The following is a 24,914-nucleotide window of genomic DNA, read 5'->3' as shown; positions in this document are numbered from 1 at the left end:
GGAGGTCGGCCCGGTGAAGGTCCCAGACCTTCCAAATTCATGGTGAGCGAAGCATGTGCAGTGGTAGCGCGGGTTTCGTGACGTGTTTCGTGACACGTTGGTCCCCGACTTGCGGCCTGCTTGCGTGCACAATGGCAACCCATGCTGATTCACCCTCAAATCAATCCCGTTGCCCTGCAACTCGGCCCACTGGCGATTCACTGGTATGGCCTGACTTACCTGGCGGCTTTTGGCCTGTTTTTTTTCCTGGCGACCCGGCGTCTCCGGCATGAACCCTATGCCTCTATCACCGGCCCCGGCGCCTGGTCGCGCAAGGACATCGAAGACATCCTGTTCCTGGGCGTCATGGGTGTCGTCGTCGGGGGGCGCCTGGGCTACTGTCTTTTCTACAAGCCGGGCTACTACCTGGCGCACCCGCTCGAAATTCTGGCGGTCTGGCAGGGCGGCATGAGCTTTCATGGCGGCATGCTGGGCGTGCTGGTGTCGCAGCTCTGGTTTGCGCGCACGCGCCAGCGGCCCTGGCTGCAGGTCATGGACTTCGTAGCGCCCTGCGTGCCCACGGGGCTGGCGGCGGGGAGGGTGGGTAACTTCATCAATGGCGAGTTGTGGGGGCGTTTCAGCTCGCCTGATTTACCGTGGGGCATGGTGTTCAGGAATAGCGGCTCCATGCTGCCGCGCCACCCGTCGCAGGTCTACCAGTTCCTGCTGGAAGGGCTGTTGCTGTTTGTGCTGCTGTGGCTGTATGCGCGCAAACCGCGCAAGATGGGGCAGGTCTCCGGGGCCTTCCTGGTGGGCTATGGCGTGTTCCGCTTTATCGCCGAGTTTTTCCGCGAGCCGGACGACTTTCTCGGCATTCTGGCCCTCGGCATGAGCATGGGCCAGTGGCTTTGTGTGCCCATGATCGCTGCTGGCGCCTGGCTGTGGTGGTGGGCTTCGCAGCGGGCTGCTTCGGCGCCGGCGGCACGGTCTGAGTGGCCTGAGTAGGGTGAACGGGCCCTAGTCTCCCGCCTCGCGCGAGAAGGCCGGCGCGACCGGTCAGCCGGTTTGCGCCGGCTGTTGCTTTTTGGGTCGCAGGGGGGCAGACTGATATGCGGGGTACCGATTTCGCCGCCCGTTGCCAGGGGGCTGAAAGCGAGCGCAGCGATGAAAGAAAAAGAACTTCGGTTGGCCGTCGTTTTCTTCGGCGGCGTATCGCTGGCGATTTACCAGCACGGTATTAATCGCGAAATCCTCAATCTGGTCAGAGCGTCAAAAATCTGCCACAGGGATAAATCCTATGAAAGCGACGAGACATCAGCGTCTGCAGCGTCTGCAGCGTCTGGCTTTCACGACTATTACCCTGATGAGCCGGAAAGCTCGACCGGAGACATTTACCTTGAATTTCTGGAAACCCTTGGGCGGGAGATTGATCTTCGGGTCATCGTCGACGTCATAGCGGGAGCCTCCGCGGGAGGCATCAACGGCGTGGCCCTGGCTACGGCGCTGGCCCATGACCTGAGTCTGGCGCCTATCACGGACATGTGGCTGACCGATGCCGACATGCTCAATCTGTTGGCGCCTGAGGCCAGGGCGCGACTCTGGAGTAAGTGGTATTTTTGGCCGCTCATGCGTCCCCTGCTTACCCGGCTCGACCGCGAGGGCTTGCTACCCGGGAAGGCCGACGCTGAAATGAAGGAGCGGGTCTCGATTTTCCTGCGCTCTCGCTGGTTCAAGCCTCCGCTTGACGGTCGCCGCATGACCGCGCTGATGCTGGATGGCCTGGTGGCGATGGGGAAAACCGGCTCGGCTTCGGAGTCGCTGTTGCCCACGGGAGCCAGGCTTGACCTTCTGGTCACCGTGACCGATTTCAGAGGGCTGGACCGGCCCATCTTCATCCATGATCCGCCGGTTGCGCATGAAAGGGAGCATCGCCACGTTCTTCGCTTCAGCCTGGACCATCGCAGAACCGGCCATCTGCAGAGCGATTTCGATGTTGATAATCTCCCGTCTCTTGCCTTTGCCGCCCGGGCGTCGGCTTCGTACCCCGGGGCCTTTCCGCCAGCGCAGATCCGCGAGATCGACGACATTCTGGCTGAACGCCGCAGGCCGTGGCCGGCGCGCACGCACTTCCTGGCGCGCAATTTCCGCAGGTACCTTGAGCAGGGAGAAAATCCCGAAGACGCGGTACTGGTCGATGGCAGCGTTCTCGACAACAAGCCCATCATGGCCTGTGTGGAGGCCATCCGCACCCATGGCGCTTTCCGTGAAGTGGATCGCCGCCTCGTCTTCATAGACCCTCACATCAGGCGCGAGAAAGCGGCGTCCGGCAATGGCGTTCCGGGTTTTTTCGCCACGTTGCGCGCGGCGCTCTCGGACCTGCCTCGCCACGATCCCGTTTACAACGAACTGGCAGTGATCAGCCGGTACAACCGGCAGGCCCGGCGCTTGAAGGCTGCCATCCTGGACGCGCGCTCCCATGTCGCGAGGATGATCGAGCAGATGACCGCGGGCGGTCTCAAAGGCAACTTCACGGCCGATGATTTGCGGCACTGGCGGCTCTCATCCATGAACCTCCTGTCCGGTACAGCGATTGTCTATGACGCCTGGGTGCGTTCTCTGGTCCTTGAGGGGCTGGACTTTATCGTTCAGATCATTGTCAGCGCCTGTCAGTACGCTGCCGATTCGCGGGACGCGCGCCGGGTCCAGGAGATTGTTGAGGAGTGGGCCAGAAATCAGGGCGGCATCGCCGCTTCCTACTCCATGCCGGAACATGTTCATGAGTATTCCGAGTTGCCGACCTTCGGAAAAATCATCGGAAATTTTGGCGTTATCTACAAAAAAAGGCGATTGAATTTTGTTCTGCATGAAATCAATGATCTTTATCAAAATATTTCAGGGGATGACTCCGGTGCGACCGATTCGCAGTCTCTCGATCTTTTGAAAATTAAAGTACAAAAATGCATTGACGAGTTGTCGGTTTATGACGACATGAATTTTTTGAGTCGCCAGGCCGTCTCCATGTGCCGAAGGTTGTTCGTCGGCCGGTTTGCCCATGAAAAATTGAACATTGGTACTGGCGCGGTTGATTTTCTTGGCAAGGAAGACCTTGATGAAATCTCAAAGCTGGTTGAAAGGCTGGGCCAGGAATGCGACATGGAGCGGACAATGGACAATACGGATGCCGTGCTGGCATCTCCCTTGCTCCTGCGTATGGCTGAGCGGTGCCGTGTTGCCATACTCACCGGCTATCTCGGCTACCTTTACTGGGACATCATCCTGCGCCCAACGGCCAGTGCCCTGTCACTGGATGCGGGCCCGATCGACGAGATTCTGATCGACCGCATTAGCCCCGAAGATGCGACCACCCTCGCGCTCCCTGATCAGAAGAGTGTTCTGCAAGGCGGGTCATTCGCCGGCTTTGGCGGTTTTCTCAGCCGGTCGATCCGTGAAAATGACTACTTGTGGGGCAGGCTCCACGCGGTGGACCGGCTCTTCGATATTCTGGACAGCACGGTTCCGGCGAACAGGCGCGGCGATTTCGATATCGCCGCCCTGAAAAAACGTGCGTTCGGGAAGGTGTTGGAGGAGGAGGCCAAGCGGCTCAGGTTCGTCCCGGAGCTGATGGCCCAACTCGGGGAGGCCGTCGCACGCCTTTGATCCGGTCCCGATCCAGGGGCGCCGTCGCCGCCGGTTGTCGATCGTCCCCGTCCCGACTGCTGGCGCCGGGGTGAGGTGAGGTGAGGTGGGGCGGGGCGGGGCGGGGCGGGGCGGGGCGGGGCGGGGCGGGGCGGGGCGGGCACAGGGTTTGTCCGGATGAAACAAGACTTGCGGTCACACGCCAACTTCTTCATAATTACGCGTAATTACATGAAATTACAGCCGTGATTTGCAGTGTTCATATCAACTCAGCCCAGAGGAACCCTTGCCATGCGTCTTGTCCAGAGTTCATTGCACCAAGAGGTCGCCGCCACCTTGCGCGAGCAGATATTTGCGGGCCAGTTCGCGCCGGGCAGCTTTCTGGATGAAGTTGCCCTGTGCGAGAGGCTGGAAATCTCCCGCACGCCGCTGCGCGAGGCTCTCAAGGTCTTGACCGCCGAAGGGTTGCTGCGCCACGAGCCGCGGCGCGGCTGCTTCGTCAATGAAGTGACCGAGCAGGATCTGGACGATATTTTCCCGGTGATCGCGCTGCTCGAAGGGCGCTGTGCCTATGAGGCGGCGCGCAATGCCAGCGATGCCGATCTGGCGGCACTCACGACGCTGCATGAGCGGCTGGCCAGCCACGCGCAGGCCGGCCGCATCACTGACTATTACGCGGCGAACTTCGCGATTCACGAGGCCATTATTTTGCTGGCCAACAACCGCTGGCTGGCGCAGGCGATTGCCGATTTGCGCAAGATTTTGAAGCTGGCACGCTTGCAGTCGCTGCAGGCGCCGGGCCGGCTGGCGCAAAGCCTGTCCGAGCACATGACCGTGTTTGCCGCGCTGAAAAGCCGCGACAGCGAAGGCGCCGAGGCCGCCATGCGCACCCATTTGACGCGCCAGCGCGAAGCCTTGCGCGAGTTGGCCCGCAACCAGCGTTCGCGGGTGGCCTCATGAGCGCGGCAGATTGGCTTAACCGTAGTGTGTCGCGTCTTGCGGGCGAAAAAAAAGCATCAAAAGCACCCGAAGTAGCCGTACCTAACCCGCAGGCAGCTCCTAAAAAGATAGCGACTGCAACCTTGGCCGAGGCCTTGCCGGCAGGACGCTCGACCCGCGAGCGGCTCAAGGCCACGCTGCGGCAAAAAGAGGAAGCCCTGTCGCCGCGTGTCTTGCGCCGTACGCTGGAGGAGTTGAAGGCGATTGTGGATCCGCAGGTCAGCGAGGTCGAAGGCGGGCGCCGGGCCAAGGGCGTTGCCGGCTGGTACGCCAGCGCCGCCCTGAATGAGCGGCGCGACATGTGGCTCCTGATGAGCGAGCAGTTCGTCGCCGATACGCACAAAGTCAAACTAGCGCAAGCCCAATTTGCCGCAGCTGTCGGAACCCCTGATGAGGCCGTGGCCGAGGTGCGCTACCGGCGTGCCACCGTGTCGCCGCGTCGGCGCTTGTTGCAGCGCTTCAGTGCCTTCCCCGAGGGCATTCGTTTTCTGGTGGACCTGCGGGCGGACATGCTGCCTTATCTGAAAGCGGACAAACGCCTGCAAGCGCTTGATGTCGAGATGGAGTACATGTTCTCCACCTGGTTTGACGTGGGGTTCCTGGACTTGCGTCGCATCAGCTGGGATTCACCGGCATCCCTGATTGAAAAGCTGATCAAGTACGAGGCGGTGCACGACATCAAGAGCTGGGCCGATGTGAAGAACCGGCTTGACTCGGACCGCCGCTGCTATGGTTTTTTTCATCCCCGCCTGCCCGACGATCCGCTGATTTTTGTGGAAGTCGCGCTGATCGATGAGATGGCCCACAGCATCACACCGTTGCTTGACGAGTCGGCTGACGCAGTGGACGTGAACAAGGCGGTCACGGCGATTTTTTATTCCATCAGCAACACGCAGACCGGCCTGCGTGGCGTGAGCTTTGGGGACTCGCTGATCAAGCGTGTCGTTGAGACCCTGAAGGAAGAGTTTCCGCGGCTCAGGACGTTTGCGACGCTCTCGCCGATTCCGGGCTTTAGAAGCTGGCTGGGCAAGAACGCTGCGGCCATGCTGGAGAGTCTGGGCGAGAAGGAGCGTGTGGCGCTGGGCCGTGCTGTCGGGTTTGAACCGCCGGGGCCGGGGCATTTTCTCAGCGCTGCAGAGGGCGCACTGGCTCTGCATGAAAAATCGCCGGTACGCCAGATGCTGCTGCACTGCGCGGCGCATTACCTGGGCCGCGCGCTGGACGACGGCAAACCGATCGATGCGGTAGCGCGCTTTCACCTCGGCAACGGTGCCCGCATTGAGCGGCTCAACTGGGCCGGTGATCCGTCGCCCAAAGGGCTCAAGCAGTCCTATGGTCTCATGGTGAATTACCTCTACGATCTCAAGCGCCTGGACAAGCACCGCGCCATGCTGGCGCAGGGGAAAATCCCCGTATCAGGTGACGTGGAAGATTTGTATATTTGAATGTGTACATAGCATTGATTCCGGATTTCTGATTTCAACAGCGTTCAACAACGACAGGAGACAAAAAATGACATTCAGCCTTGGGCTAAGGGGTTCGCGGCGCGACGTGCTGCGCGCCACGGCTGCCAGCGTTGCCTTATTTGCCATCAACAGCCGCGCCCAGTCGGGCTGGCCGACCAAACCGGTCACGGTGATCGTGCCTTTCCCGGCCGGTGGCGGTACCGATGCGTTTGCCCGGCCGCTGTCGGGTCAGTTTGCCAAGCTCACCGGCAAGCAGCTCATCATCGACAACCGTGGTGGCGCCGGCGGCACGCTGGGCGCCAGCATTGCAGCGAAAGCACAGCCTGATGGCTACACCCTGTTCATGGGCGCAGTGCACCACACCATTGCGCCTTCCATGTATCCCAAGCTGGACTACGACCTCGAGAAGGATTTTGTGCCGCTTGCACTGATGGCCAACGTGCCGCAGGTGGTGGTGGTCAACCCGAAGCGGGCAGAGGCGCAAAACATCAAGGCCTTCATCGAGTACGCCCGCAAGAATCCCGGCAAGCTCAACTACGGCTCCGCCGGCGCCGGCACCTCCCACCACCTGGCCGGCGAGCTGTTCAAGCAGCAGACCAAGACCTTCATCACGCACATTCCTTACCGGGGTGCCGGCCCGGCCTTGCAGGACCTGATTTCCGGCAATGTGGACATGATGTTCGACGGCCTGGGTTCGTCTGCAGCCCACATCAAGGGCGGCCGCATCAAGGCCTTGATGGTGTCGGGCAGCAAGCGCAATCCGGCTTTTCCGGATGTTCCCTGCGCCGCCGAGGTGGGCCTGCCGGACTACACCGTGACCACGTGGTACGGCATGTGGGCGCCGAAAGGGACGCCCCCCGATATCCAGGCACGCATCGTGGAAGACCTGCGCAAGGCTGCAGCGACCGACGAACTCAAGGCCATCTGGGCCAGCAACGGCGCGGAGTTTGGCAACCTGACGCCGCAGCAGTTTGGCGCTTTTGTCCACTCGGAAATCAAGCGTTGGGCGGATGTGGTCAAAACCTCGGGCGCCAAGCTCGAATAGGTATGACCCTCACGCTTGATCCGCTGTGTCGTCCTGGTTTTCCGCGGCGACTTCCATCCGTGCAAGGCCATTCATGAGCGGCGCCATTTTTCTGGAGAGGCTGGGCCCGGTTGCGACCGTGACCCTGTCGCACCCTGGCAAGCTCAATGCCATGTCGCGAGCCATGTGGGGCGAGTTGCGGACTGCGTTCGAGCAGCTCCAGCGCGGCCATGATGTGACTTGCGTGCTGATATGCGGCCAACGTGTGCCAGCCAGCGCAGACGACGCCGGCCACTTTTGCGCCGGGGGCGATATTTCGGAATATGCTGATTTCCGGTTCGATGAAGCCAGCCTGCGCGACTTCCATGAAAACGACGTATGGGGCGGCCTGCGTGCCATGCTTGATTGCGACATTCCCATCGTTGCCCAGATCGAGGGCAACTGCATGGGGGCTGGAATGGAGATTGCCAGTTGCTGCGACATACGCATCGCGAGCGAGACGGCCCGCTTTGGCGCGCCGATTGCCAAACTGGGTTTTCCCATGGCCCCGCGCGAGGCGGCGCTGGTGATGCGCGCTGCCGGCGAGCTGACGGCTCGCGAAATGCTGCTGTCAGCAGCCGTGCTGGACGCGGCCGAGATGAAACAGCGCGGTTTCCTCAGCCAGGTCGTGCCGGCGGGTGAAGTCGCCCGGGCGGCTCTGGCGTATGCGGGTCGTATCAGCCAGCTGGCACCTCAGGCGGCGCGTCTGAACAAGCAGACTTTCAGGGCGTTGGGGCCTGCCACTGATCCATCAGTTGCTGAGAATTTAATCGCGAGTGCCTATGCTTACGCGACCGCGGCCGAACACCGCGAGGGCGTGATGGCCTTTGTTGAAAAGCGCCAGCCCCGATTCGTTTGCTGAACTTTCTGAATTTTTTGAATCCTCAACCTTCGACAGCCTGATCCATGAAAAACCATAACCTGTTTGCTGCGCTGCGCGCCGCGTTTCCCGCCTCGCTGGATGAAGTGGCTCTTGAAACCGACAACGGCCTGACCTACTCGTGGCGTGACCTGGAGCGCGCCACGGCCATGATGGCCAACCTGCTGCAGTCGCTGGGCCTGCCGGACGGCGCCCGGGTGGCGGTGCAGGTTGAAAAATCCGTCGAAGCGCTGATGCTTTACCTGGCGACGCTGCGTGCCGGCTATGTGTTTTTGCCGCTCAACACGGCCTACCAGAGCGCAGAAATCGAGTACTTCATCGGCAATGCGGAGCCGGCTGTCGTGGTGTGCAGCAGCAAGAATTTCGGCTGGGTCAGCAAAATCGCTTTCAAGGCGGGCACTCAAAATGTCTTTACGCTGGACGACGACCGCACCGGCTCCCTGCTGGACCGCGCCGCGCATTGCAGTGACCAGCACGACATCGCCGTGAAAAAGCCGGACGACCTGGCGGCCATTCTCTACACCAGCGGCACCACCGGCCGCAGCAAGGGTGCGATGCTGTCGCATGGCAACATGCTCAGCAATGCGCTGGTCCTGAAGGACTACTGGGGCTGGAAGAAAGGCGATGTGCTGATTCATGCCTTGCCCATCTTTCACGTGCATGGCCTTTTTGTGGCCGTCCACGGCGCGCTGATCAACGGCAGCAAGATGATCTGGCTGTCCAAATTCGACCCCCGGCTGGTCGTGAAAAAACTTCCCGAGGCCACCGTGTTCATGGGGGTTCCCACGCTTTATGTGCGCCTGCTCGCCGAGCCGGGACTCGATCGCGAGGCTTGCCGCAACATGCGCCTCTTCGTTGCGGGTTCGGCGCCGCTGCTCATTGAAACTTTCAACGCGTGGCAGCAGCGCACCGGGCATACCATTCTCGAGCGCTACGGCATGTCCGAAACGGCCATGCTCACTTCGAATCCGTACGAGGGCGGCGAGAGACGCGGCGGCACCGTGGGGCTGGCGCTGCCGGGCGTGAGCCTGCGGGTGCAGGGCGAAGATGACCAGCCGATGCCGGTTGGCGAAATCGGTGCCATTCAGGTCAAGGGGCCGAATGTTTTCCAGGGCTACTGGCGCATGCCCGAGAAAACGAAGGAGGAGTTCACGCCGGACGGTTACTTCAAAACCGGCGATGTGGGGAAAATTGACGAGCGCGGCTACATCACCATCGTCGGGCGCAGCAAGGACCTGATCATCAGTGGTGGCTACAACGTCTACCCGGCCGAGATTGAAGGCTACATCAACGACATGCCGGGTGTGGCCGAGAGTGCGCTGGTTGGCGTGCCGCACCCTGATTTCGGGGAGGTCGGTGTCGCCATCGTCGTTCCCAAGCCCGGCGTCTCGCTGGACGCCGGCCAGATCATCGCCGGCTTGAAATCCCGGCTGGCCAACTTCAAGATTCCCAAGCGCTGCTTCATTGCCAGCGAACTGCCCCGCAACACCATGGGGAAAGTCCAGAAAAACGTATTGCGCGACCAGCAAAAAGGCCTGTTTTCCTGAAGGCACCCGCATCCTTGCGCAGCACATCGACGCCCCCATGGCGCCGGTAGCGCTGTGGCAGTAGAGTCGGGGCAAGCGGGCAAGGGGGCAGGGGGCAGGGGGCAGGGGGCAGGGGGTCCTCGCCTTGTCCGGCACGCGAGCCACGCGCGGCGGCCCTGTGTGCCAATCGGAGCTTGTGCGGCCGTGCAGGGAGTCCAGAGGATGGATGCAAAACCATGGCATGCTGCAACTGGTACGGCTTTTGCATCACGCCGGAGGCATCCAGAGCGGAGACGGCGCCGCCAGGAACGGCCCGGATCCGGTGGATCTGGTTTACCCGACAAAACCCGCTCTTATACAATCTGCGGCTGGCTGGCTTCTGCACCCTGTGGCGCCAGCGCCGCGTGTGTTTACCTTCTGTTGTTACCTTTCCTGACGGAGCCCGGACATGATAAGAAAGCATTTGTGGATTTTTGCCTTTTCTGCAGTGGCACTGAGCGCCTGCGGCAAAAAGGAGGAGGCCCCTGCAGTGGCAACGCCGGCCGCCCCGGCCAGCGCGGCTGTGGCGGTGAACACCGAGGAGAAGGTACTCAACGTCTACAACTGGCCGGACTACGTCGCCAAGGACATGGTGGCGAACTTCGAGAAGGAAACGGGCATCAAGGTCAACTACCAGACCTTTGAAAACAACGAAGCCCTGCACGCCAAGCTGGTGGCCGGCAATACCGGTTACGACATCGTCGTGCCTGGCGCCGTGTTTGCCAAGCCGCAAATTGATGGCGGGCTGCTGATGAAGCTGGACAAGTCCAAGATCGGCAACTATGGCAACCTCGACTCGTCCATCATGGAAAAGCTGAACACCATTGACCCGGGCAACGCCTATCTGGTGCCCTGGGCCTGGAGCTTCACCACCGTGGGCATCAACAAGGCCAAGGTTGCCAAGGCGCTGGGCTCAACGCCCATGCCTGAAAACGCCTGGGAACTGGTGTTCAACCCGGTCTATACGACCAAGCTCAAGTCCTGCGGCATCGCCTTTCTGGATTCGCCGACCGAGGTGATTCCCCCGGCCATGCACTACCTGGGCAAGAACGCCTATTCGAACGATCCGGCCGACCACAAGGCCGCAGCCGCCATGCTGGCCAAGGTACGTCCGCACATCCGCATGTTCTCCAGCACCATGATTGATGACCTGGCCGGCGGCAAAGCCTGTGTGGCGCTGGCCTGGGCGGGGGACATCAACATCGCCCGCGGCCGCGCGCTTGAAAACAAGAGCGGCAACGAGGTCCAGGCGCTGCTGCCGAGCACCGGCGGCCTGATTTTCTTTGACACCCTGGCCATTCCCAAGGATGCCAAGCACCCCAACAACGCGTTGGCGTTCATCAACTATTCGCTGCGCCCCGAAGTGTCTGCTTCGCTGACCAATGAGCTGGGCTACGCCACGGCCAACAAGGCCAGCCTGGCGAACGTCAAGCCGGAAATCGCCCAGGACAAAGCGGTATTCCCCGATGCCGCCAACCTGCAGAAAATGGTCTCTCCCGCAAGCTTCAGCAACGAAGCGCGCGAATCCATGAGCAACGTCTTCACCCTGTTCAAAAAGGGTAGTTGAGTTTTCGGGCCACGCCCCTCGGGCTGGCTGATCAGGCTGTGTATGCGACCCAGCATGCACAGCCTTTTTGATGTGGTTTTGCAACCTCGGAACTACGCCTCATGAATTTATCTGCGTCGCCTGGCGACGGTTATCTGAGAACCGACCAGCTGGTCAAGCGCTTTGACGGCGTGGCGGCCGTGGACGATGTCTCGCTGTCCATCCATAAAGGCGAAATTTTTGCCCTGCTCGGCAGTTCCGGTTGCGGAAAATCAACGCTGCTGCGCATGCTGGCCGGCCTTGAGAAGCCGACCTCCGGCTCGGTCATCCTCGACGGGGTGGACATCGCCTCGTTTCCGCCCTACGAGCGGCCCATCAACATGATGTTCCAGTCGTATGCGCTGTTTCCGCACCTCAACATCTGGGACAACATTGCCTTTGGCCTGAAGCGCGAGGGAATGCCCAAGGCGCAGATTGAAACGCGCGTGCAGGAGATGCTCAAGCTGGTGCAACTGGAGGCTTTTGCCAAGCGCAAGCCGCACCAGCTCTCGGGCGGCCAGCAGCAGCGCGTGGCCCTGGCGCGCAGCCTGGCCAAGAAGCCGCAATTGCTGCTGCTCGATGAGCCGCTGGGTGCGCTCGACAAGAAACTGCGGGAGCGCACGCAGTTTGAACTCGTCAACATCCTGGAATCGGTGGGCGTCACCTGTGTCATGGTGACCCATGACCAGGAAGAAGCCATGGCCATGGCTTCCCGCATTGCCGTCATGAGCCACGGCCGGGTGCTGCAGGTGGGCACGCCGAAGGAAATTTACGAGCATCCGAATTGCCGCTTTGTGGCCGACTTCATTGGCAACGTCAATTTGATGGAGGGTGAACTCACGGTGGACGAGGCGGACCGTTGCGAGGTCACCACCGGGTACGGCGTGGTGAACGTGGGGCATGGCATCAGCGGCACCCAGGGCATGTCGGTTGCCGTTGCCGTGCGCCCCGAGAAAATCCACATCTCGAAAACCCGGCCTGACGTCACCGACAACCTGTTCAGCGGCAAGGTGCGCGAGATTGCCTATTTCGGCAGCTACAACACGTTCATTGTGGAAATGAAGGGGGAGGGCGGCCAAAGCCGCACCATCAAGATCACGGAAGCCAACACCACGCGGCATGAAGGCAGCGCGATCACCTGGGATGACCTGGTCTTTTTCTGGTGGGACGACGATGCACCGGTGGTGCTGACCCAATAACACCGCTGCGATGAAAATCCCTTCCTGGCTCCAGTTCAATCCCGGGCGGCGCTTTGTCATCGGCGTGCCCTACATCTGGCTGCTGCTGTTTTTTGTCCTGCCTTTCCTGATCCTGCTGCGCATCAGCGTGACGGACATGGGCAACGGCGTGGATCCTTTTGCGCCGTTGGTGGAGGCCGTCTCGGGTTCCTGGCGCGTCATGCTGCGCTACACCAACTATGTTTCCATTTTTCATGATGCAGGGCAGGGGGCCGATGCCGGATGGGGCAACACCATCTACATGGAGGCCTACGAAACCTCCCTGAAATACGCCTTGTTCACCACACTGTCGTGCCTGGTGATCGGTTATCCGTTTGCCTATTTCATTGCCCGGTCGCGGCCGTCCATTCGCCCGGCCTTGCTGATGCTGGTCATGCTGCCCTTCTGGACCTCGTTCCTGCTGCGTGTCTATGCCTGGAAGGGCATCCTGGCGGACCAGGGCGTGCTCAACAACCTGCTGCTGGCGCTGGGCATCATCGATGAACCCGTGGTGATGCTCTACACCAATGTGTCCATGCTGGTCGGTATGACCTATGTGTATTGCCCGTTCATGATCTTGCCGCTGTATGCCAATCTGGTGAAGATGGATTTCCGCCTGCTGGAAGCGGCGCACGACCTGGGGGCCAGCGCCTGGAAGGCATTTTGGCTGGTGACCGTGCCGCTGAGCAAATCCGGCATCATCGCCGGCTCCATGCTGGTCTTTATTCCCAGCGTGGGTGAATTCGTCATTCCTTCGCTGCTGGGCGGCGCCGAAAACATCATGATCGGCCGCGTGGTCTGGGACGAAATGTTCAGCAGCAACAACTGGCCGCGCGCGGCGGCCCTGGCGGTCGTGATGATTCTGCTCATCCTGGTGCCTCTGGCCTTTTACTACCGCGCCAACAGCGGTCACGGTGACGGCAGGGAGCACTGACATGAAAAAGCTGTGGCGTTTTGCAGAAAACCAGATCGGCTGGCTCTGGCTTGGCGTGGTCTATCTTTTCCTTTACATACCGCTGTTTTTCCTGATCGTCTTTTCCTTCAACAGCACCCGGCAGGATGGCGTGTTCACCGGCTTTTCACTGCGCTGGTATCAGGCCCTGCTGGCGGACTCCCGGCTGGTCGAGGGGTTTTTTCTGTCGCTCAAGGTGGCGTTGATTACCGGCACGCTGTCGGTGGTGCTGGGCAGCTTTGCCGCGTTTGTGCTGGTGCGCTACCTGCGCTTCACGGGGCGCACCTTGTTTTACGGCATGGTGAATGCGCCGCTGGTGATGCCCGAAGTGATTATTGGGCTGTCTTTGCTGCTGCTGATGGTGGCCGTGCAGCGCACGGTGGGCTGGCCCGACCGGGGCTTCATCACCATCGTGACCGGTCACACGCTGCTCGGCATGGCTTATGCCACGGTCGTGATCCAGTCGCGCCTGAGCGAGATGGACCGCTCGCTGGAGGAGGCAGCCATGGATCTGGGATGCCGGCCCATGCAGGTTTTTTTCCTGGTGACCCTGCCCAATATTGCACCGGCCCTGGTCTCGGCCTGGCTGTTGACCTTCACCCTGTCATTTGACGACGTGGTGATCTCGGAGTTTTTGTCAGGCCCGGGCGTGACGACCTTGCCCCAGGTGATTTTCAGCTACGCGCGCCGTGGCGTGAACCCGTCCATCTATGCGGCTGCGACCATCCTGATTGCCGTGGTTTCGCTGGGCATCATCACGTACAGCATCTATGTGATGCGCCGGCAGAAACGGCTGGACCGTGAAATCAGTGCGGCGGCTCGACCGGAACAGAACTTCCCCGACCCCGCCCGGGCAGGGTAGCGAGCACCACGCCGGCCAGCGCGATGGCGAATGCGCCGATCTGGGTGCTGTTCAGTGTTTCCCCCAGCACCACGACGCCGACCGCAGCAGCGCTGACGGGCAACAGCACGGTAAACACGCCGGCCTGGTTGGCGGGGATGGTCTTCAGCCCGGTCATCCACAACCACACCGTCCACACGCTGGCCGCCAGCGAATAAAACAGCAGCAGCAACCAGCTTGAGGTTTCCACGCGCGCAAAGTCAAAGCTCCAGGCCATCCATAGCCCCAGCGGCGTGATCAGGGCAAAGCCCCACAGATTGATGAGCGCGGTGATGCGCTTGGGGCTGAGCACGCCGGTGAGTTTTTTCCCGATCACGGCATAGGCCGCCTCGCACAGCACGGCGCCCACCAGCAGCAGGTTGCCCAGCCACGAGACCCTGGAGGAAAGATCACCAGCCGGCCCCATATGCCCGGGCGCGGGCAGCTCGTTTTTCGATAGCGAAACCAGGCCGATGCCGATCACCGCGCAGGCAATGGCGCTCCATACCCGCAGGCCAATGCGCTCACGCAGGAACAGCCAGCTCATCAAGGCGACGGCAGCGGGGATGGAAGCCATGATGACGCCTGCCGCGACCGCGCTGGTCATGCTGACGCCAAACAGCATGCAGATCGAAAACAGGAAATTACCCAGAAAAGACTCCAGAAAGAGCAGGCGCCGGGTCTGGCTGCTCATGGGTGTTTCTTCCGCCGGTTTTTTGAGCCAGTGCAGCATGGCGGTACCGCCGATGCCAAAGCGCAGCCAGGCCAGCAGGAAAACCGGCAAAGCGGCGACCAGGGGTTTGGAAAGCGCTACATAGCTGCCCACGAGGGACATGCTGAGCGCGAGACAGGTGTAGGCCACAAGGCGATTCATTAAACTGGGGGTTCCTGTTGCATGTTGCACCGGCCTTGCGGCGAGTGGGGTTAAGTCGCTGACCTGGCGGCCATGTGCAGGTTGAAATGATGCCTTACTTTGAGCCGCCCTGATCCGTCAACCATGTCGCCACAGCCTGTACATCATGTTCGTCATGTCTTCGTTTATGGCACCCTGCGCCGGGGTGAAGAGCGCGATATCAACCGTCTGATGCCTGCGCCGCGATGGGTCGGCCAGGCGAGCGTGGCCGGCACACTGCACCATCTGGGCGCCTACCCTGGCCTGGTGCTGGGCGGGCAGGACCTGGTGTGGGGGGAGGTCTATGAAATCAGTCCTGAGCTGGAGCGGCAACTCGATGAAATCGAGGAAGTGTGGCCCCAGCAGAGTGGTGAGTACATCCGGCGCGAAGTGCTGGTGGCGCTTGACCACCCGCCGGTCGATCAAGCAACCCATGAACCAACCCATCAACCAGCCTCGCCGCAGCAGGAAGTACCCGGAGCAGTGATCTGCCTTCTTTACGAAATTGCGCCCGGGCATGCCAGGGGAAAACCGGTGATTGTGGGTGGCGACTGGACGCGGTATCGGGCTGGGCACAGCCGCTGAATCACGGCGGTGGACCGGTGCGCTCGGCAGGCAACCCGGCCGGCGAATCATCTCCGGTGCATACCTCTTGCCTTTGCATCGCCGATGGCGGGTTGAATTTCATAATCCGGTAAATTCATTTTTCCATGTGAAAAATGGAATTGGTGCAGTGCAAAAAATTTCTCAATATAAGAAATTAAATTTCTTAATGCGGAAAAGTTATTGAATACCATTGATTTTATTGAAGTTAATTTTTGTCTTATATAAGACATAAGAGCTTCCAAAGGTCTTGTAGAAGACTTAAAGTAGACCCACGTCATCAGTCACTTTTCTTCAACCTACGGAGCCCACCATGCCACAGACCTTCACTGAACAACTGAGCCGCGACCAGCAGATATCTGCCCTGGAAAAAGATTGGGCCACCAACCCGCGCTGGAAAGGTATCAAGCGCGGCTACAGCGCCGCCGACGTGGTGCGCCTGCGTGGGTCCTTTCCGATTGAGCACACGCTGGCCCGGCGCGGCGCTGAAAAGCTGTGGAACCTCCTGCACACCGAGCCCTATGTGAACTGCCTCGGCGCGCTCACCGGTGGTCAGGCCATGCAGCAGGTCAAGGCCGGCGTGAAGGCCATCTACCTGTCGGGCTGGCAGGTGGCCGCTGACAACAACACCTACTCGTCGATGTACCCGGACCAGTCGCTGTACCCGGTGGACTCGGTGCCCAAGGTAGTGGAGACCATCAACAACACCTTCCGCCGTGCCGACGAGATCCAGCACTCCAAGGGCATTGACGCTGGCGGGAAAGACTACATCGACTACTTCGCGCCCATCGTGGCGGACGCTGAAGCCGGCTTTGGCGGCGTGCTCAATGCCTTCGAACTGATGAAGGCCATGATCAAGGCGGGTGCCGGCGGCGTGCATTGGGAAGACCAGCTTGCCTCGGTCAAGAAGTGCGGCCACATGGGTGGCAAGGTGTTGCTGCCGACCCGCGAGTCCTGCCAGAAGCTGATCGCCGCGCGCATGGCGGCCGACGTGTGCGGCGTGCCTACCCTGGTGATTGCACGCACCGATGCCGAGGCGGCCGACTTGCTGACCTCCGACTATGACGAGATCGACAAGCCTTTCCTGACGGGTGAGCGCACCGCAGAAGGTTTCTACAAGACCCGCAAGGGCCTGGAGCAGGCTGTGGCCCGTGCCAATGCCTATGCGCAGTACGCCGATCTGGTGTGGTGTGAAACCGGCACGCCAGACCTCGACTTCGCCAGGAAGTTTGCCGATGCCGTGCACAAGGTCCACCCTGGCAAGATGCTGGCCTACAACTGCTCGCCTTCGTTCAACTGGAAGAAAAACCTGGACGATGCCACCATCGCCAAGTTCCAGCGCGAACTCGGCGCGATGGGCTACAAGTACCAGTTCATCACGCTGGCTGGCATTCACTCCATGTGGTACAACATGTACGACCTGTCGCAAGACTACGTCAAGCGCGGCATGACGGCCTACATCGAGAAGGTGCAGGAACCCGAGTTCGCAGCGCGCGACCGCGGCTACACCTTTGTGTCGCACCAGCAGGAAGTGGGCACCGGTTATTTCGATGAAGTGACCACGGCGATCCAGGGCGGCAAGTCCAGCGTGACCGCATTGACCGGCTCTACCGAAGAAGAGCAGTTCCACTAAATCACGTCTTCAAAAGCGCACAGCTCCTGCCGGAGCTGGCGCGCAGCTTTCAGCCCGGACAGTGCTTACCCGCCTGTCCGGGCTTTTTTGTGGGGCGGCTTGCCTGGGACAGCATTTAAGACCCGCAACCGGCCTGTTCGACCTGCCGTAAAATAGGGCCATGCAATTAACCAATCAAGAAACAGAAAGGACAGTTCGGGTTATGACACCGCGAACTAGTACAGCGTCCTGTTTCTGGAGTCATCCAGGGCGCTAGCCCGCATCCCTGGCTGACTGATAGTGATAGCTAAAAATTAAATAGCATCAATCCACACACTCCCTGATCAAAGCGCGGCAAGTTCCGCGCTTTTTTGTTTTACCGCTTAACTTTAAAAGCCCATCCGATGATTCAAATCACGCTCCCCGATGCCTCCAGGCGCGAATATCCGCAAGCCGTCACGGTAGCCGAAGTCGCGGCATCAATCGGTACCGGCCTGGCCAAGGCCGCCCTGGGCGGCAAGGTCGATGGCAAGGTGGTCGACACAAGCTACCTGATTGAAAAAGACAGTTCGGTGTCCATCATCACCGCCAAAGATGCCGATGGGCTGGAGCTGATCCGCCATTCCACGGCGCACTTGCTGGCCTATGCGGTCAAGGAGCTGTTTCCCGAGGCGCAGGTCACGATCGGGCCGGTGATTGAAAACGGGTTTTACTACGACTTTGCCTACAAGCGTCCTTTCACGCCGGAAGACCTGGCGACCATTGAAAAGCGCATGACCGAGCTGGCGGCCAAAGACGAACCGGTGACGCGCCGTGTGCTGCCGCGAGACGAAGCCGTGGCGCACTTCAAGAGTATTGGCGAGCATTACAAGGCCGAAATCATTGCCAGCATCCCTGCCAATGAAGATGTATCGCTGTACCGGGAAGGCGCGTTTGAAGACCTGTGCCGCGGCCCCCATGTGCCCAGCACCGGCAAGTTGAAATTCTTCAAGCTCATGAAGGTGGCTGGCGCCTATTGGCGCGGCGACCATCGCAACGAGATGCTGCAGCGTGTCTACGGAACGGCCTGGGCCACCAAGGACGAACTGCAGCAGTACCTGACCATGCTGGAGGAAGCCGAAAAGCGCGACCACCGCAAGCTGGGCAAGGAGCTGGACCTGTTCCACATCGACGACCATGCGCCCGGCCTCGTGTTCTGGCACCCCAAGGGCTGGACGGTCTGGCAGGGCGTCGAGCAGTACATGCGCAAGGTCTACCAGGACAACGGCTACCAGGAGGTCAAGGGCCCGCAGGTTATTGACAAGACGTTGTGGGAGAAGACCGGCCACTGGGACAAGTACCGCGACAACATGTTCACGACCGAAAGCGAGAAACGCGAGTACGCGCTCAAGCCGATGAACTGTCCTGGCCACATCCTGATCTTCAAGCAGGGCATCAAGAGCTACCGCGACCTGCCCCTGCGCTACGGTGAATTCGGCCAATGCCACCGCAATGAGCCCTCGGGCGGGCTGCACGGCATCATGCGGGTGCGCGGCTTCACGCAGGATGACGGCCATATTTTCTGCACGGAAGAGCAGATTCTCAAGGAGTGCGTTGATTACACGACCTTGCTGCAAAAGGTCTACACCGACTTCGGCTTTAAAAACATCATCTACAAGGTCGCTACCCGGCCCGACGCCCGTATTGGCTCCGACGAAAGCTGGGACAAGGCCGAGCAGGCCTTGATCGAAAGCCTGCGCGCTTCAGGCTGTGAATTTGAAATTTCCCCGGGCGAGGGCGCGTTTTACGGCCCCAAGATCGAATACACGCTGAAGGACGCGATTGGCCGCCAGTGGCAGTGCGGAACCATGCAGGTCGATTTCTCCATGCCGGAGCGCCTGGATGCCGAATATGTGGGCGAAGATGGTGCCCGCCATCGCCCGGTGATGCTGCACCGCGCGATTGTGGGCAGCCTGGAGCGATTTATCGGGATTTTGATCGAAGAACACGCCGGCGCACTGCCAACCTGGCTGGCGCCCGTTCAGGTTTCAGTGCTCAATATCACCGATTCCCAGGCTGAATATGCCCGGGAAGTTGCCAAAACGCTGCAAAATCAAGGGCTTAGGGTCAACCTGGACCTGCGCAATGAGAAAATTACGTATAAAATACGGGAGCACTCATTGCAAAAGCTGCCTTATATCCTTGTCGTGGGTGACAAAGAGAAGGCAGCTGGAGCCGTTGCTGTGCGCGCCCGGGGTAACAAAGACCTTGGAGTGATGCCTCTTGATGCGTTTGCCCAGCAAATTGCCTCTGACATCGCACAAAAAGCCTGAGCCGCTGGAAAATTCACCAGAATTTACCGGCACTAAAGCTTCTCGTCATTGCAGGACGGGCGCAAGCCGCTATAGCTTTTATAGCAAGAGTTAAAGGATAGAACCATCGCTACTGAATTTCGTGACCGCCGTCACCGTGAAGAACGCAAGCACCGCTTGAACCGTGAAATCATGGCCCCTGAAGTGCGACTGACCGGGCCAGACAACGAGCCTTTAGGCATTGTCAGCATCATGGAGGCCTTGCGCCTGGCAGGTGAGGCCGACGTGGACCTTGTTGAAATCTCCCCCACGGCGGTTCCGCCGGTGTGCAGGTTGATGGATTACGGCAAGTTCAAGTACGCCGAGCAGAAGAAGGCGGCGGAAGCGAAGTCCAAGCAAAAAGTGATCGAGATCAAGGAAATCAAATTCCGGCCCGGCACTGACGATGGGGACTACAACATCAAATTGCGCAACATCAAGCGCTTTTTGGAAGAGGGCGACAAGTGCAAGATTACCCTGCGCTTTCGTGGTCGGGAAATCACGCACCAGGAACTGGGCTTGGCCCTGTTGGCGCGTATCCGCGATGAGTTGGCGGATTTGATTGTGGTGGAGCAGTTCCCCAAGCTTGAAGGCAGGCAGATGGTCATGATGATCGCGCCGGGCCGCAAGAAGCCAGGTGCGGGCAAACCGGCAGCCGAAACGGCTCCGGCACCGTCCGCAGCCTGAGGTGGCGGACAGAAGATAAGGATAAGGGGCGCTTTGTGGCGTTCCGGTGAAAGCAGGCGCAAGCCGGCTTTCCGAAAGTGAAGGGGTCAAACCTTTTGCGGCCAGTGAAAAGTCGAAAGATTTTTCACTTAACAAGTGTCTCGGGGCCATCAAGTCTGCGGAAGGTTCGCAGCGCCTCACGAGCACAAATGAAAAGGAGCATTTACATGCCCAAAATGAAGACCAAGAGCGGCGCTAAAAAGCGTTTCCGCGTTCGTCCTGGTGGCACCGTCAAGCGCGGCCAAGCCTTCAAACGTCACATCCTGACCAAGAAGACCACCAAAAACAAACGCCATCTGCGTGGTGCGGTGACTGTTCATGAGACCAATATGGGTCACATGGCACAGATGCTGCCAGGCCAGGGCATTTAATTAACGACGAACAAGGAGTACACACATGCCTCGCGTCAAACGTGGTGTAACGGCTCGCGCCCGCCACAAAAAAGTTTTAGCCCTTGCAAAAGGTTTCCGCGGCCGCCGCGGTAATGTCTTCCGCATCGCCAAAGAAGCGGTGATGAAGGCCGGGCAATATGCCTACCGTGACCGCCGTACCAAAAAGCGCGTGTTCCGCCAGTTGTGGATCGCCCGTATCAATGCTGCCAGCCGTTCATTCGGCATGACGTACAGCCAATTCGCCAATGGCCTGAAAAAAGCCGGCATCGAGATTGACCGCAAGGTTCTGTCCGATATGGCCATTCACGACAGCGCCGCTTTCGGCGCCATCGTCGAGCAGGTGAAAGCCAAGCTGGCTGCCTGATTTTCAGGGCAGTATGCTATTGAATAAATAGCTGCTTGCGCACGAAAATAAAGGGCTGGAGCTTGAAAAGGCTCTGGCCCTTTTTCATGGCCTTTTCTACAGCGCTCACTTGCTGACCTGCTGACCTGTTTGCTCACCGGGTTGCCTGAATGGTGAGAGTGTTGTTGAAAACGCCTGAGCTGTTTCCTTATGTCGAACAAGAGAATGTATGAATCAACCTGATGCCCTCAACGACCTGGTCAGCAGCGCCAAAGCCAGTTTTGCGCAGGCCACCACGCCTGCCGACCTGGAAAACGCCAAGGCGCAGTTTCTGGGTAAATCGGGCCGTGTCACCGAGTTGATGAAAGGCATGGCCGCCCTCAGCGTGGACGAAAAAAAATCCCGCGGTGCGGCCATCAACCTGGCCAAGCAGGCGATTGAGGCGGCGCTCAACGATAGACGGCAGGCTCTGGCCGATGCCGAACTCGAAAAGCAGCTCAAGGCTGAGGCCCTGGATGTGAGCCTGCCGGGTCGCCAGCGCGCACAGGGCGGGCTGCATCCGGTGTCACTCACGCTTGAGCGCATCGAGGCCATTTTCGGCTCCATGGGGTTTGACGTGGCGCAGGGCCCGGAGATAGAGACCGACTGGTTCAATTTCACCGCGCTCAACACGCCGGAAGACCATCCGGCGCGCTCCATGCACGACACGTTTTATGTCGAAGGCGGCACCGAAACTGCGCCCAATTTGCTGCGCACCCACACCAGCCCCATGCAGATCCGCTATGCGGTCCAGCATGTCAAAAAGCACCGTGCGCTCATCGACGCGGGCGGCCGGATGCCCGAGATTCGCGTCATTGCACCGGGGCGCACCTACCGCGTGGACAGCGATGCTACCCACTCGCCGATGTTCCACCAGTGTGAAGGCCTGTGGATCGGCGAAAACGTGAGCTTCAAGGATCTGAAGTTCGTCTTCACCGATTTTTGCCGCACCTTCTTTGAAAGCGACGACCTCGTGCTGCGCTTTCGCCCCAGCTTTTTCCCGTTCACCGAACCCAGCGCCGAAATCGACATCCAGTTCCAGACCGGCCCGCTGGCCGGCCGCTGGCTGGAAGTGGCCGGATCCGGCCAGGTGCATCCGAACGTGGTGCGAAACATGGGGCTGGACCCCGAAAAATACATCGGCTTTGCCTTCGGCATGGGCCCGGACCGCCTGACCATGCTGCGCTACGGTGTGAATGACCTGCGCCTGTTCTTTGACGGCGATATCCGCTTCCTGTCCCAGTTCCAGTCCTGAAATACAAGAACAAGAAAAAATCAAGGTAAGACCATGCAATTTCCAGAATCCTGGTTGCGCGAATTTTGCAATCCGCCGCTCAATACGCAGCAACTCGCTGAAACCCTGACCATGGCCGGGCTTGAAGTTGAAGAGCTCAAGCCGGTGGCGCCGCCTTTCACCAAAATCGTCGTGGGGGAAATCAGGGAAGCCGCCCAGCATCCCAACGCGGACCGCCTGCGCGTCTGTCAGGTCGATGTGGGGCAGGGCAACCTGCTGAACATCGTCTGCGGTGCGCCCAATGCTCGTGCAGGCATCAAGGTGCCCTGCGCGCTGGTCGGTGCAGAATTGCCGCCCGGCGAAGACGGCAAGCCCTTCCTGATCCAGGTGGGCAAGCTGCGTGGCGTAGAGAGCCAGGGCATGTTGTGCTCCGCGCGCGAGCTCAAGCTCTCGGAAGACCATGGTGGCTTACTCGAGCTGTCCGCGGACGCGCCGCTGGGCCAGGACATCCGCGAGCACCTGCGGCTCGACGACACCCTGTTCACCCTCAAGCTCACACCCAATCTGGCCCATTGCCTGAGTGTCTATGGGGTGGCGCGTGAGGTCGCGGCATTGACGGGGGCACCCCTCAAGGCGCCCTCATTTCCTCCCGTGCCGGTAGCCGACGCGACTCAAGTACCCGTCAAAATCAGTGCGCCGGATTTGTGCGGCCGTTTCTCGGGCCGCGTCGTGCGCAACGTCAACACCCAGGCGGCCACCCCGTCCTGGATGGTGGACCGTCTGGCGCGCTGCGGCCAGCGCAGCGTGACGGCGCTGGTGGACATTTCCAACTATGTGATGTTCGAGTTGGGCCGGCCGTCGCATATTTTTGACCTCGACAAGATCCATGGCGGGCTCGACGTCCGCTGGGGCAAAGCCGGCGAAACGCTGAAGCTGCTCAACGGCAACACGGTCACGGTCGATGAAAAAGTAGGCGTGATTGCCGATGACGCGCAGGTCGAATCCCTGGCCGGCATCATGGGCGGCGACGCGACCGCTGTGTCGGACGACACCCGGCATGTTTATGTCGAGGCCGCATTCTGGTGGCCCAAGGCCATCGCCGGCCGTTCACGCCGCTACAACTTTTCCACCGATGCCGGCCATCGCTTTGAGCGCGGGGTGGACCCGGGCCAGACCGTGGAACACATCGAGCGCATCACCCAGCTGATCATCGACATTTGCGGCACGCCCGATACGGTGTGCGGACCCATGAACGATGCGCAGGTCAACATGCCCCAGGCCGCGCCCGTCACCATGCGCGTGGCGCGCGCGGCCAAGGTGATCGGCATGCCGCTGACGCAGGCGCAATGCCTCGATGCCCTTCAGCGCCTCGGCCTGCCGGTGGCGCAAGGCGAGGGTACGCTGACGGTGACGCCGCCCAGCTATCGCTTTGACATGCAGATCGAAGAAGACCTGATTGAAGAGGTGGTGCGCATGGTGGGCTACAACGCGCTGCCCGAGACGCCGCCGCTGGCGCCCATCACGGCGAGGATCCGGCCGGAAGCCGAACGCAGCCCGTTTGCCGTGCGTCGCGCGCTGGCTTCGCTGGKCTACCAGGAAACGATCAATTTCAGTTTTGTGGAAGAGCGTTGGGAGCATGAACTGGCGGGCAACCCCAACCCCATCAAGTTGCTCAATCCCATTGCCAGCCAGATGAGCGTGATGCGCTCCTCGCTGCTGGGATCCCTGTTGCAGGTACTCAAGTTCAACCTGGACCGCAAGGCACCCCGGGTGAATGTGTTCGAGGTGGGCCGGGTGTTTTTGCGCGATGCACAAAGCCTGAACACCGATACGACGGTGGCCGGCTTCCATCAGCCCATGCGAGTGGCCGGCCTGGCTTATGGCCCGCGCGCCGCGCTGCATTGGGGTCAACCTGACAAGGCGGCGGACTTCTTCGACATCAAGGGCGATGTCGAGGCTTTGCTGGCGCCATTGCAGGCCGTTTTTGCGCCTGCAGTGCACCCCGCCATGCACCCTGGCCGTTGTGCCAGCGTGTCGGTGGCGGGCCGGCAAATCGGCTTCGTCGGCGAACTCCATCCGCAATGGCGGCAAGGGTACGAGTTGGCCCAGGCACCGCTGCTGTTTGAGCTGGAGCTCGACGCCGTGCTGCAGCGCCAGGTGCCATCGTTCAAACCGGTCAGCAAGCTGCAGCCGGTAGAGCGCGACATCGCTGTCATTGTGCAGGAGAGTGTGACGCATAGTGCCCTCATGGCCGCTGTCCATGGCGCTGACACGCGAGGCTTGCTCAAGGGCGCGACCCTGTTTGACGTCTATCGGCCGCAGCAGGCCAGTGCCGGCATGCATCTGGGCGAGAAGAGCCTCGCTGTGCGCTTGGTGCTTTCCAGCGATGCCGCTACACTGACCGACGACGATATTGAAGCAGCCGTCCAGGCAGTGCTTGCCAATCTGCAGCAACAACTGCAGGCCCGTCTTCGTGCTTGAAGCGTGCATGCAGCCGCCACAAAAACAATAGCCGACTGGA

Annotated in this window: 21 protein-coding genes; 19 read left to right on the top strand and 2 right to left on the bottom strand. The window is 60.3% G+C overall.

Going from position 1 to position 24,914, the window contains the following annotated elements; genetic code table 11:
* Positions 1 to 141: 141 nt before the first annotated feature.
* The 11 genes from lgt to AC1DUB_RS03840 all read left to right on the top strand — a co-directional run bounded on the left by lgt (position 142) and on the right by AC1DUB_RS03840 (position 14,204).
* On the top strand, positions 142 to 984 hold the full coding sequence (gene lgt, locus AC1DUB_RS03890) for a prolipoprotein diacylglyceryl transferase (RefSeq protein WP_477717019.1): 843 nt from the start codon (positions 142 to 144) through the stop codon (positions 982 to 984).
* Positions 985 to 1,143: 159 nt separating this feature from the next.
* Positions 1,144 to 3,636, top strand: coding sequence for a patatin-like protein (locus tag AC1DUB_RS03885; RefSeq protein WP_477728391.1), 2,493 nt, complete (start codon positions 1,144 to 1,146; stop codon positions 3,634 to 3,636).
* A 270-nt stretch (positions 3,637 to 3,906) separates the two neighbouring features.
* A complete protein-coding gene (locus tag AC1DUB_RS03880) occupies positions 3,907 to 4,575 on the top strand; it encodes a GntR family transcriptional regulator (RefSeq protein WP_477717017.1) in 669 nt (222 codons plus the stop codon).
* A complete protein-coding gene (locus tag AC1DUB_RS03875; protein ID WP_477728390.1) occupies positions 4,572 to 6,059 on the top strand; it encodes a malonyl-CoA decarboxylase in 1,488 nt (495 codons plus the stop codon). Before AC1DUB_RS03880 ends, AC1DUB_RS03875 begins: the two co-directional genes overlap by 4 nt.
* 67 nt (positions 6,060 to 6,126) lie before the next feature.
* Entirely contained in the window at positions 6,127 to 7,125 is a 999-nt protein-coding gene (locus AC1DUB_RS03870) for a Bug family tripartite tricarboxylate transporter substrate binding protein (RefSeq protein WP_477728389.1), read from the top strand.
* Positions 7,126 to 7,198: 73 nt separating this feature from the next.
* Positions 7,199 to 8,005: an enoyl-CoA hydratase/isomerase family protein gene (locus tag AC1DUB_RS03865; RefSeq protein WP_477728388.1), complete on the top strand. Its 807-nt coding sequence runs from the start codon at positions 7,199 to 7,201 to the stop codon at positions 8,003 to 8,005.
* A 44-nt stretch (positions 8,006 to 8,049) separates the two neighbouring features.
* Complete coding sequence (locus AC1DUB_RS03860; RefSeq protein WP_477728387.1) at positions 8,050 to 9,570, top strand: malonate--CoA ligase; 1,521 nt, start codon at positions 8,050 to 8,052, stop codon at positions 9,568 to 9,570.
* Between the two features lie 427 nt (positions 9,571 to 9,997).
* On the top strand, positions 9,998 to 11,155 hold the full coding sequence (locus AC1DUB_RS03855) for an extracellular solute-binding protein (protein WP_477728386.1): 1,158 nt from the start codon (positions 9,998 to 10,000) through the stop codon (positions 11,153 to 11,155).
* A gap of 101 nt (positions 11,156 to 11,256) precedes the next feature.
* On the top strand, positions 11,257 to 12,372 hold the full coding sequence (locus tag AC1DUB_RS03850; RefSeq protein ID WP_477728385.1) for an ABC transporter ATP-binding protein: 1,116 nt from the start codon (positions 11,257 to 11,259) through the stop codon (positions 12,370 to 12,372).
* Between the two features lie 10 nt (positions 12,373 to 12,382).
* Positions 12,383 to 13,324 carry an ABC transporter permease gene (locus AC1DUB_RS03845; protein ID WP_477728384.1) on the top strand — a complete coding sequence of 314 codons (942 nt, stop codon included), beginning with the start codon at positions 12,383 to 12,385 and terminating at the stop codon, positions 13,322 to 13,324.
* 1 nt (position 13,325) lies between these two features.
* Positions 13,326 to 14,204, top strand: coding sequence for an ABC transporter permease (locus AC1DUB_RS03840; protein WP_477728383.1), 879 nt, complete (start codon positions 13,326 to 13,328; stop codon positions 14,202 to 14,204).
* On the opposite strand, the gene AC1DUB_RS03835 is transcribed toward AC1DUB_RS03840, so the two are convergent.
* Positions 14,149 to 15,096 (bottom strand): DMT family transporter, encoded by a 948-nt coding sequence (locus AC1DUB_RS03835; protein ID WP_477728382.1) that lies wholly within the window; start codon positions 15,094 to 15,096, stop codon positions 14,149 to 14,151. The genes AC1DUB_RS03840 and AC1DUB_RS03835 overlap by 56 nt on opposite strands.
* Positions 15,097 to 15,219: 123 nt before the next feature.
* Here AC1DUB_RS03835 and AC1DUB_RS03830 point away from each other — a divergent pair, with 123 nt between their 5' ends.
* Complete coding sequence (locus AC1DUB_RS03830) at positions 15,220 to 15,699, top strand: gamma-glutamylcyclotransferase family protein (RefSeq protein WP_477728381.1); 480 nt, start codon at positions 15,220 to 15,222, stop codon at positions 15,697 to 15,699.
* A 47-nt stretch (positions 15,700 to 15,746) separates the two neighbouring features.
* Here the strand turns inward: AC1DUB_RS03830 and AC1DUB_RS03825 are convergent, their stop codons facing one another.
* Positions 15,747 to 15,998, bottom strand: a complete 252-nt coding sequence (locus tag AC1DUB_RS03825) for a hypothetical protein (RefSeq protein WP_477728380.1) — start codon at positions 15,996 to 15,998, stop codon at positions 15,747 to 15,749.
* A gap of 32 nt (positions 15,999 to 16,030) precedes the next feature.
* Between AC1DUB_RS03825 and aceA the strand changes: the two genes are divergently transcribed.
* The 7 genes from aceA (at position 16,031) to pheT (ending at position 24,874) form a co-directional block, all read left to right on the top strand.
* Positions 16,031 to 17,350 (top strand): isocitrate lyase, encoded by a 1,320-nt coding sequence (aceA, locus tag AC1DUB_RS03820; protein WP_477728379.1) that lies wholly within the window; start codon positions 16,031 to 16,033, stop codon positions 17,348 to 17,350.
* Positions 17,351 to 17,733: 383 nt separating this feature from the next.
* The gene (thrS, locus tag AC1DUB_RS03815; protein WP_477728378.1) at positions 17,734 to 19,641 is read left to right on the top strand and encodes a threonine--tRNA ligase; all 1,908 of its coding nucleotides are present in this window, start codon (positions 17,734 to 17,736) and stop codon (positions 19,639 to 19,641) included.
* 105 nt (positions 19,642 to 19,746) lie between these two features.
* Positions 19,747 to 20,346: a translation initiation factor IF-3 gene (infC, locus tag AC1DUB_RS03810; protein ID WP_477717225.1), complete on the top strand. Its 600-nt coding sequence runs from the start codon at positions 19,747 to 19,749 to the stop codon at positions 20,344 to 20,346.
* 206 nt (positions 20,347 to 20,552) lie between these two features.
* Positions 20,553 to 20,756: a 50S ribosomal protein L35 gene (gene rpmI / locus AC1DUB_RS03805; protein ID WP_007870723.1), complete on the top strand. Its 204-nt coding sequence runs from the start codon at positions 20,553 to 20,555 to the stop codon at positions 20,754 to 20,756.
* 25 nt (positions 20,757 to 20,781) lie between these two features.
* Entirely contained in the window at positions 20,782 to 21,141 is a 360-nt protein-coding gene (gene rplT, locus AC1DUB_RS03800; RefSeq protein WP_011483030.1) for a 50S ribosomal protein L20, read from the top strand.
* Positions 21,142 to 21,349: 208 nt separating this feature from the next.
* Entirely contained in the window at positions 21,350 to 22,414 is a 1,065-nt protein-coding gene (gene pheS, locus AC1DUB_RS03795; protein WP_477717004.1) for a phenylalanine--tRNA ligase subunit alpha, read from the top strand.
* 33 nt (positions 22,415 to 22,447) lie between these two features.
* Positions 22,448 to 24,874: a phenylalanine--tRNA ligase subunit beta gene (gene pheT, locus AC1DUB_RS03790; RefSeq protein ID WP_477728377.1), complete on the top strand. Its 2,427-nt coding sequence runs from the start codon at positions 22,448 to 22,450 to the stop codon at positions 24,872 to 24,874.
* Positions 24,875 to 24,914: the final 40 nt, after the last annotated feature.

This window comes from Polaromonas sp. P4_F9 (genome assembly GCF_056401235.1).
This window is presented reverse-complemented; position numbering and strand designations above follow the sequence as displayed.

Bases quoted from the DNA above. Each gene is read 5' to 3' on its own strand.
- thrS (WP_477728378.1), top strand. From the start codon at position 17,734: ATGATTCAAATCACGCTCCCCGATGCCTCCAGGCGCGAATATCCGCAA.
- AC1DUB_RS03875 (WP_477728390.1), top strand. From the start codon at position 4,572: ATGAGCGCGGCAGATTGGCTTAACCGTAGTGTGTCGCGTCTTGCGGGC.
- AC1DUB_RS03880 (WP_477717017.1), top strand. From the start codon at position 3,907: ATGCGTCTTGTCCAGAGTTCATTGCACCAAGAGGTCGCCGCCACCTTG.
- AC1DUB_RS03830 (WP_477728381.1), top strand. From the start codon at position 15,220: ATGTCGCCACAGCCTGTACATCATGTTCGTCATGTCTTCGTTTATGGC.
- AC1DUB_RS03825 (WP_477728380.1), bottom strand. From the start codon at position 15,998: ATGACGTGGGTCTACTTTAAGTCTTCTACAAGACCTTTGGAAGCTCTT.
- rpmI (WP_007870723.1), top strand. From the start codon at position 20,553: ATGCCCAAAATGAAGACCAAGAGCGGCGCTAAAAAGCGTTTCCGCGTT.
- AC1DUB_RS03855 (WP_477728386.1), top strand. From the start codon at position 9,998: ATGATAAGAAAGCATTTGTGGATTTTTGCCTTTTCTGCAGTGGCACTG.
- AC1DUB_RS03870 (WP_477728389.1), top strand. From the start codon at position 6,127: ATGACATTCAGCCTTGGGCTAAGGGGTTCGCGGCGCGACGTGCTGCGC.
- AC1DUB_RS03835 (WP_477728382.1), bottom strand. From the start codon at position 15,096: ATGAATCGCCTTGTGGCCTACACCTGTCTCGCGCTCAGCATGTCCCTC.
- aceA (WP_477728379.1), top strand. From the start codon at position 16,031: ATGCCACAGACCTTCACTGAACAACTGAGCCGCGACCAGCAGATATCT.
- AC1DUB_RS03860 (WP_477728387.1), top strand. From the start codon at position 8,050: ATGAAAAACCATAACCTGTTTGCTGCGCTGCGCGCCGCGTTTCCCGCC.
- AC1DUB_RS03845 (WP_477728384.1), top strand. From the start codon at position 12,383: ATGAAAATCCCTTCCTGGCTCCAGTTCAATCCCGGGCGGCGCTTTGTC.
- AC1DUB_RS03840 (WP_477728383.1), top strand. From the start codon at position 13,326: ATGAAAAAGCTGTGGCGTTTTGCAGAAAACCAGATCGGCTGGCTCTGG.
- pheS (WP_477717004.1), top strand. From the start codon at position 21,350: ATGAATCAACCTGATGCCCTCAACGACCTGGTCAGCAGCGCCAAAGCC.
- AC1DUB_RS03865 (WP_477728388.1), top strand. From the start codon at position 7,199: ATGAGCGGCGCCATTTTTCTGGAGAGGCTGGGCCCGGTTGCGACCGTG.
- AC1DUB_RS03850 (WP_477728385.1), top strand. From the start codon at position 11,257: ATGAATTTATCTGCGTCGCCTGGCGACGGTTATCTGAGAACCGACCAG.
- lgt (WP_477717019.1), top strand. From the start codon at position 142: ATGCTGATTCACCCTCAAATCAATCCCGTTGCCCTGCAACTCGGCCCA.
- rplT (WP_011483030.1), top strand. From the start codon at position 20,782: ATGCCTCGCGTCAAACGTGGTGTAACGGCTCGCGCCCGCCACAAAAAA.
- AC1DUB_RS03885 (WP_477728391.1), top strand. From the start codon at position 1,144: ATGAAAGAAAAAGAACTTCGGTTGGCCGTCGTTTTCTTCGGCGGCGTA.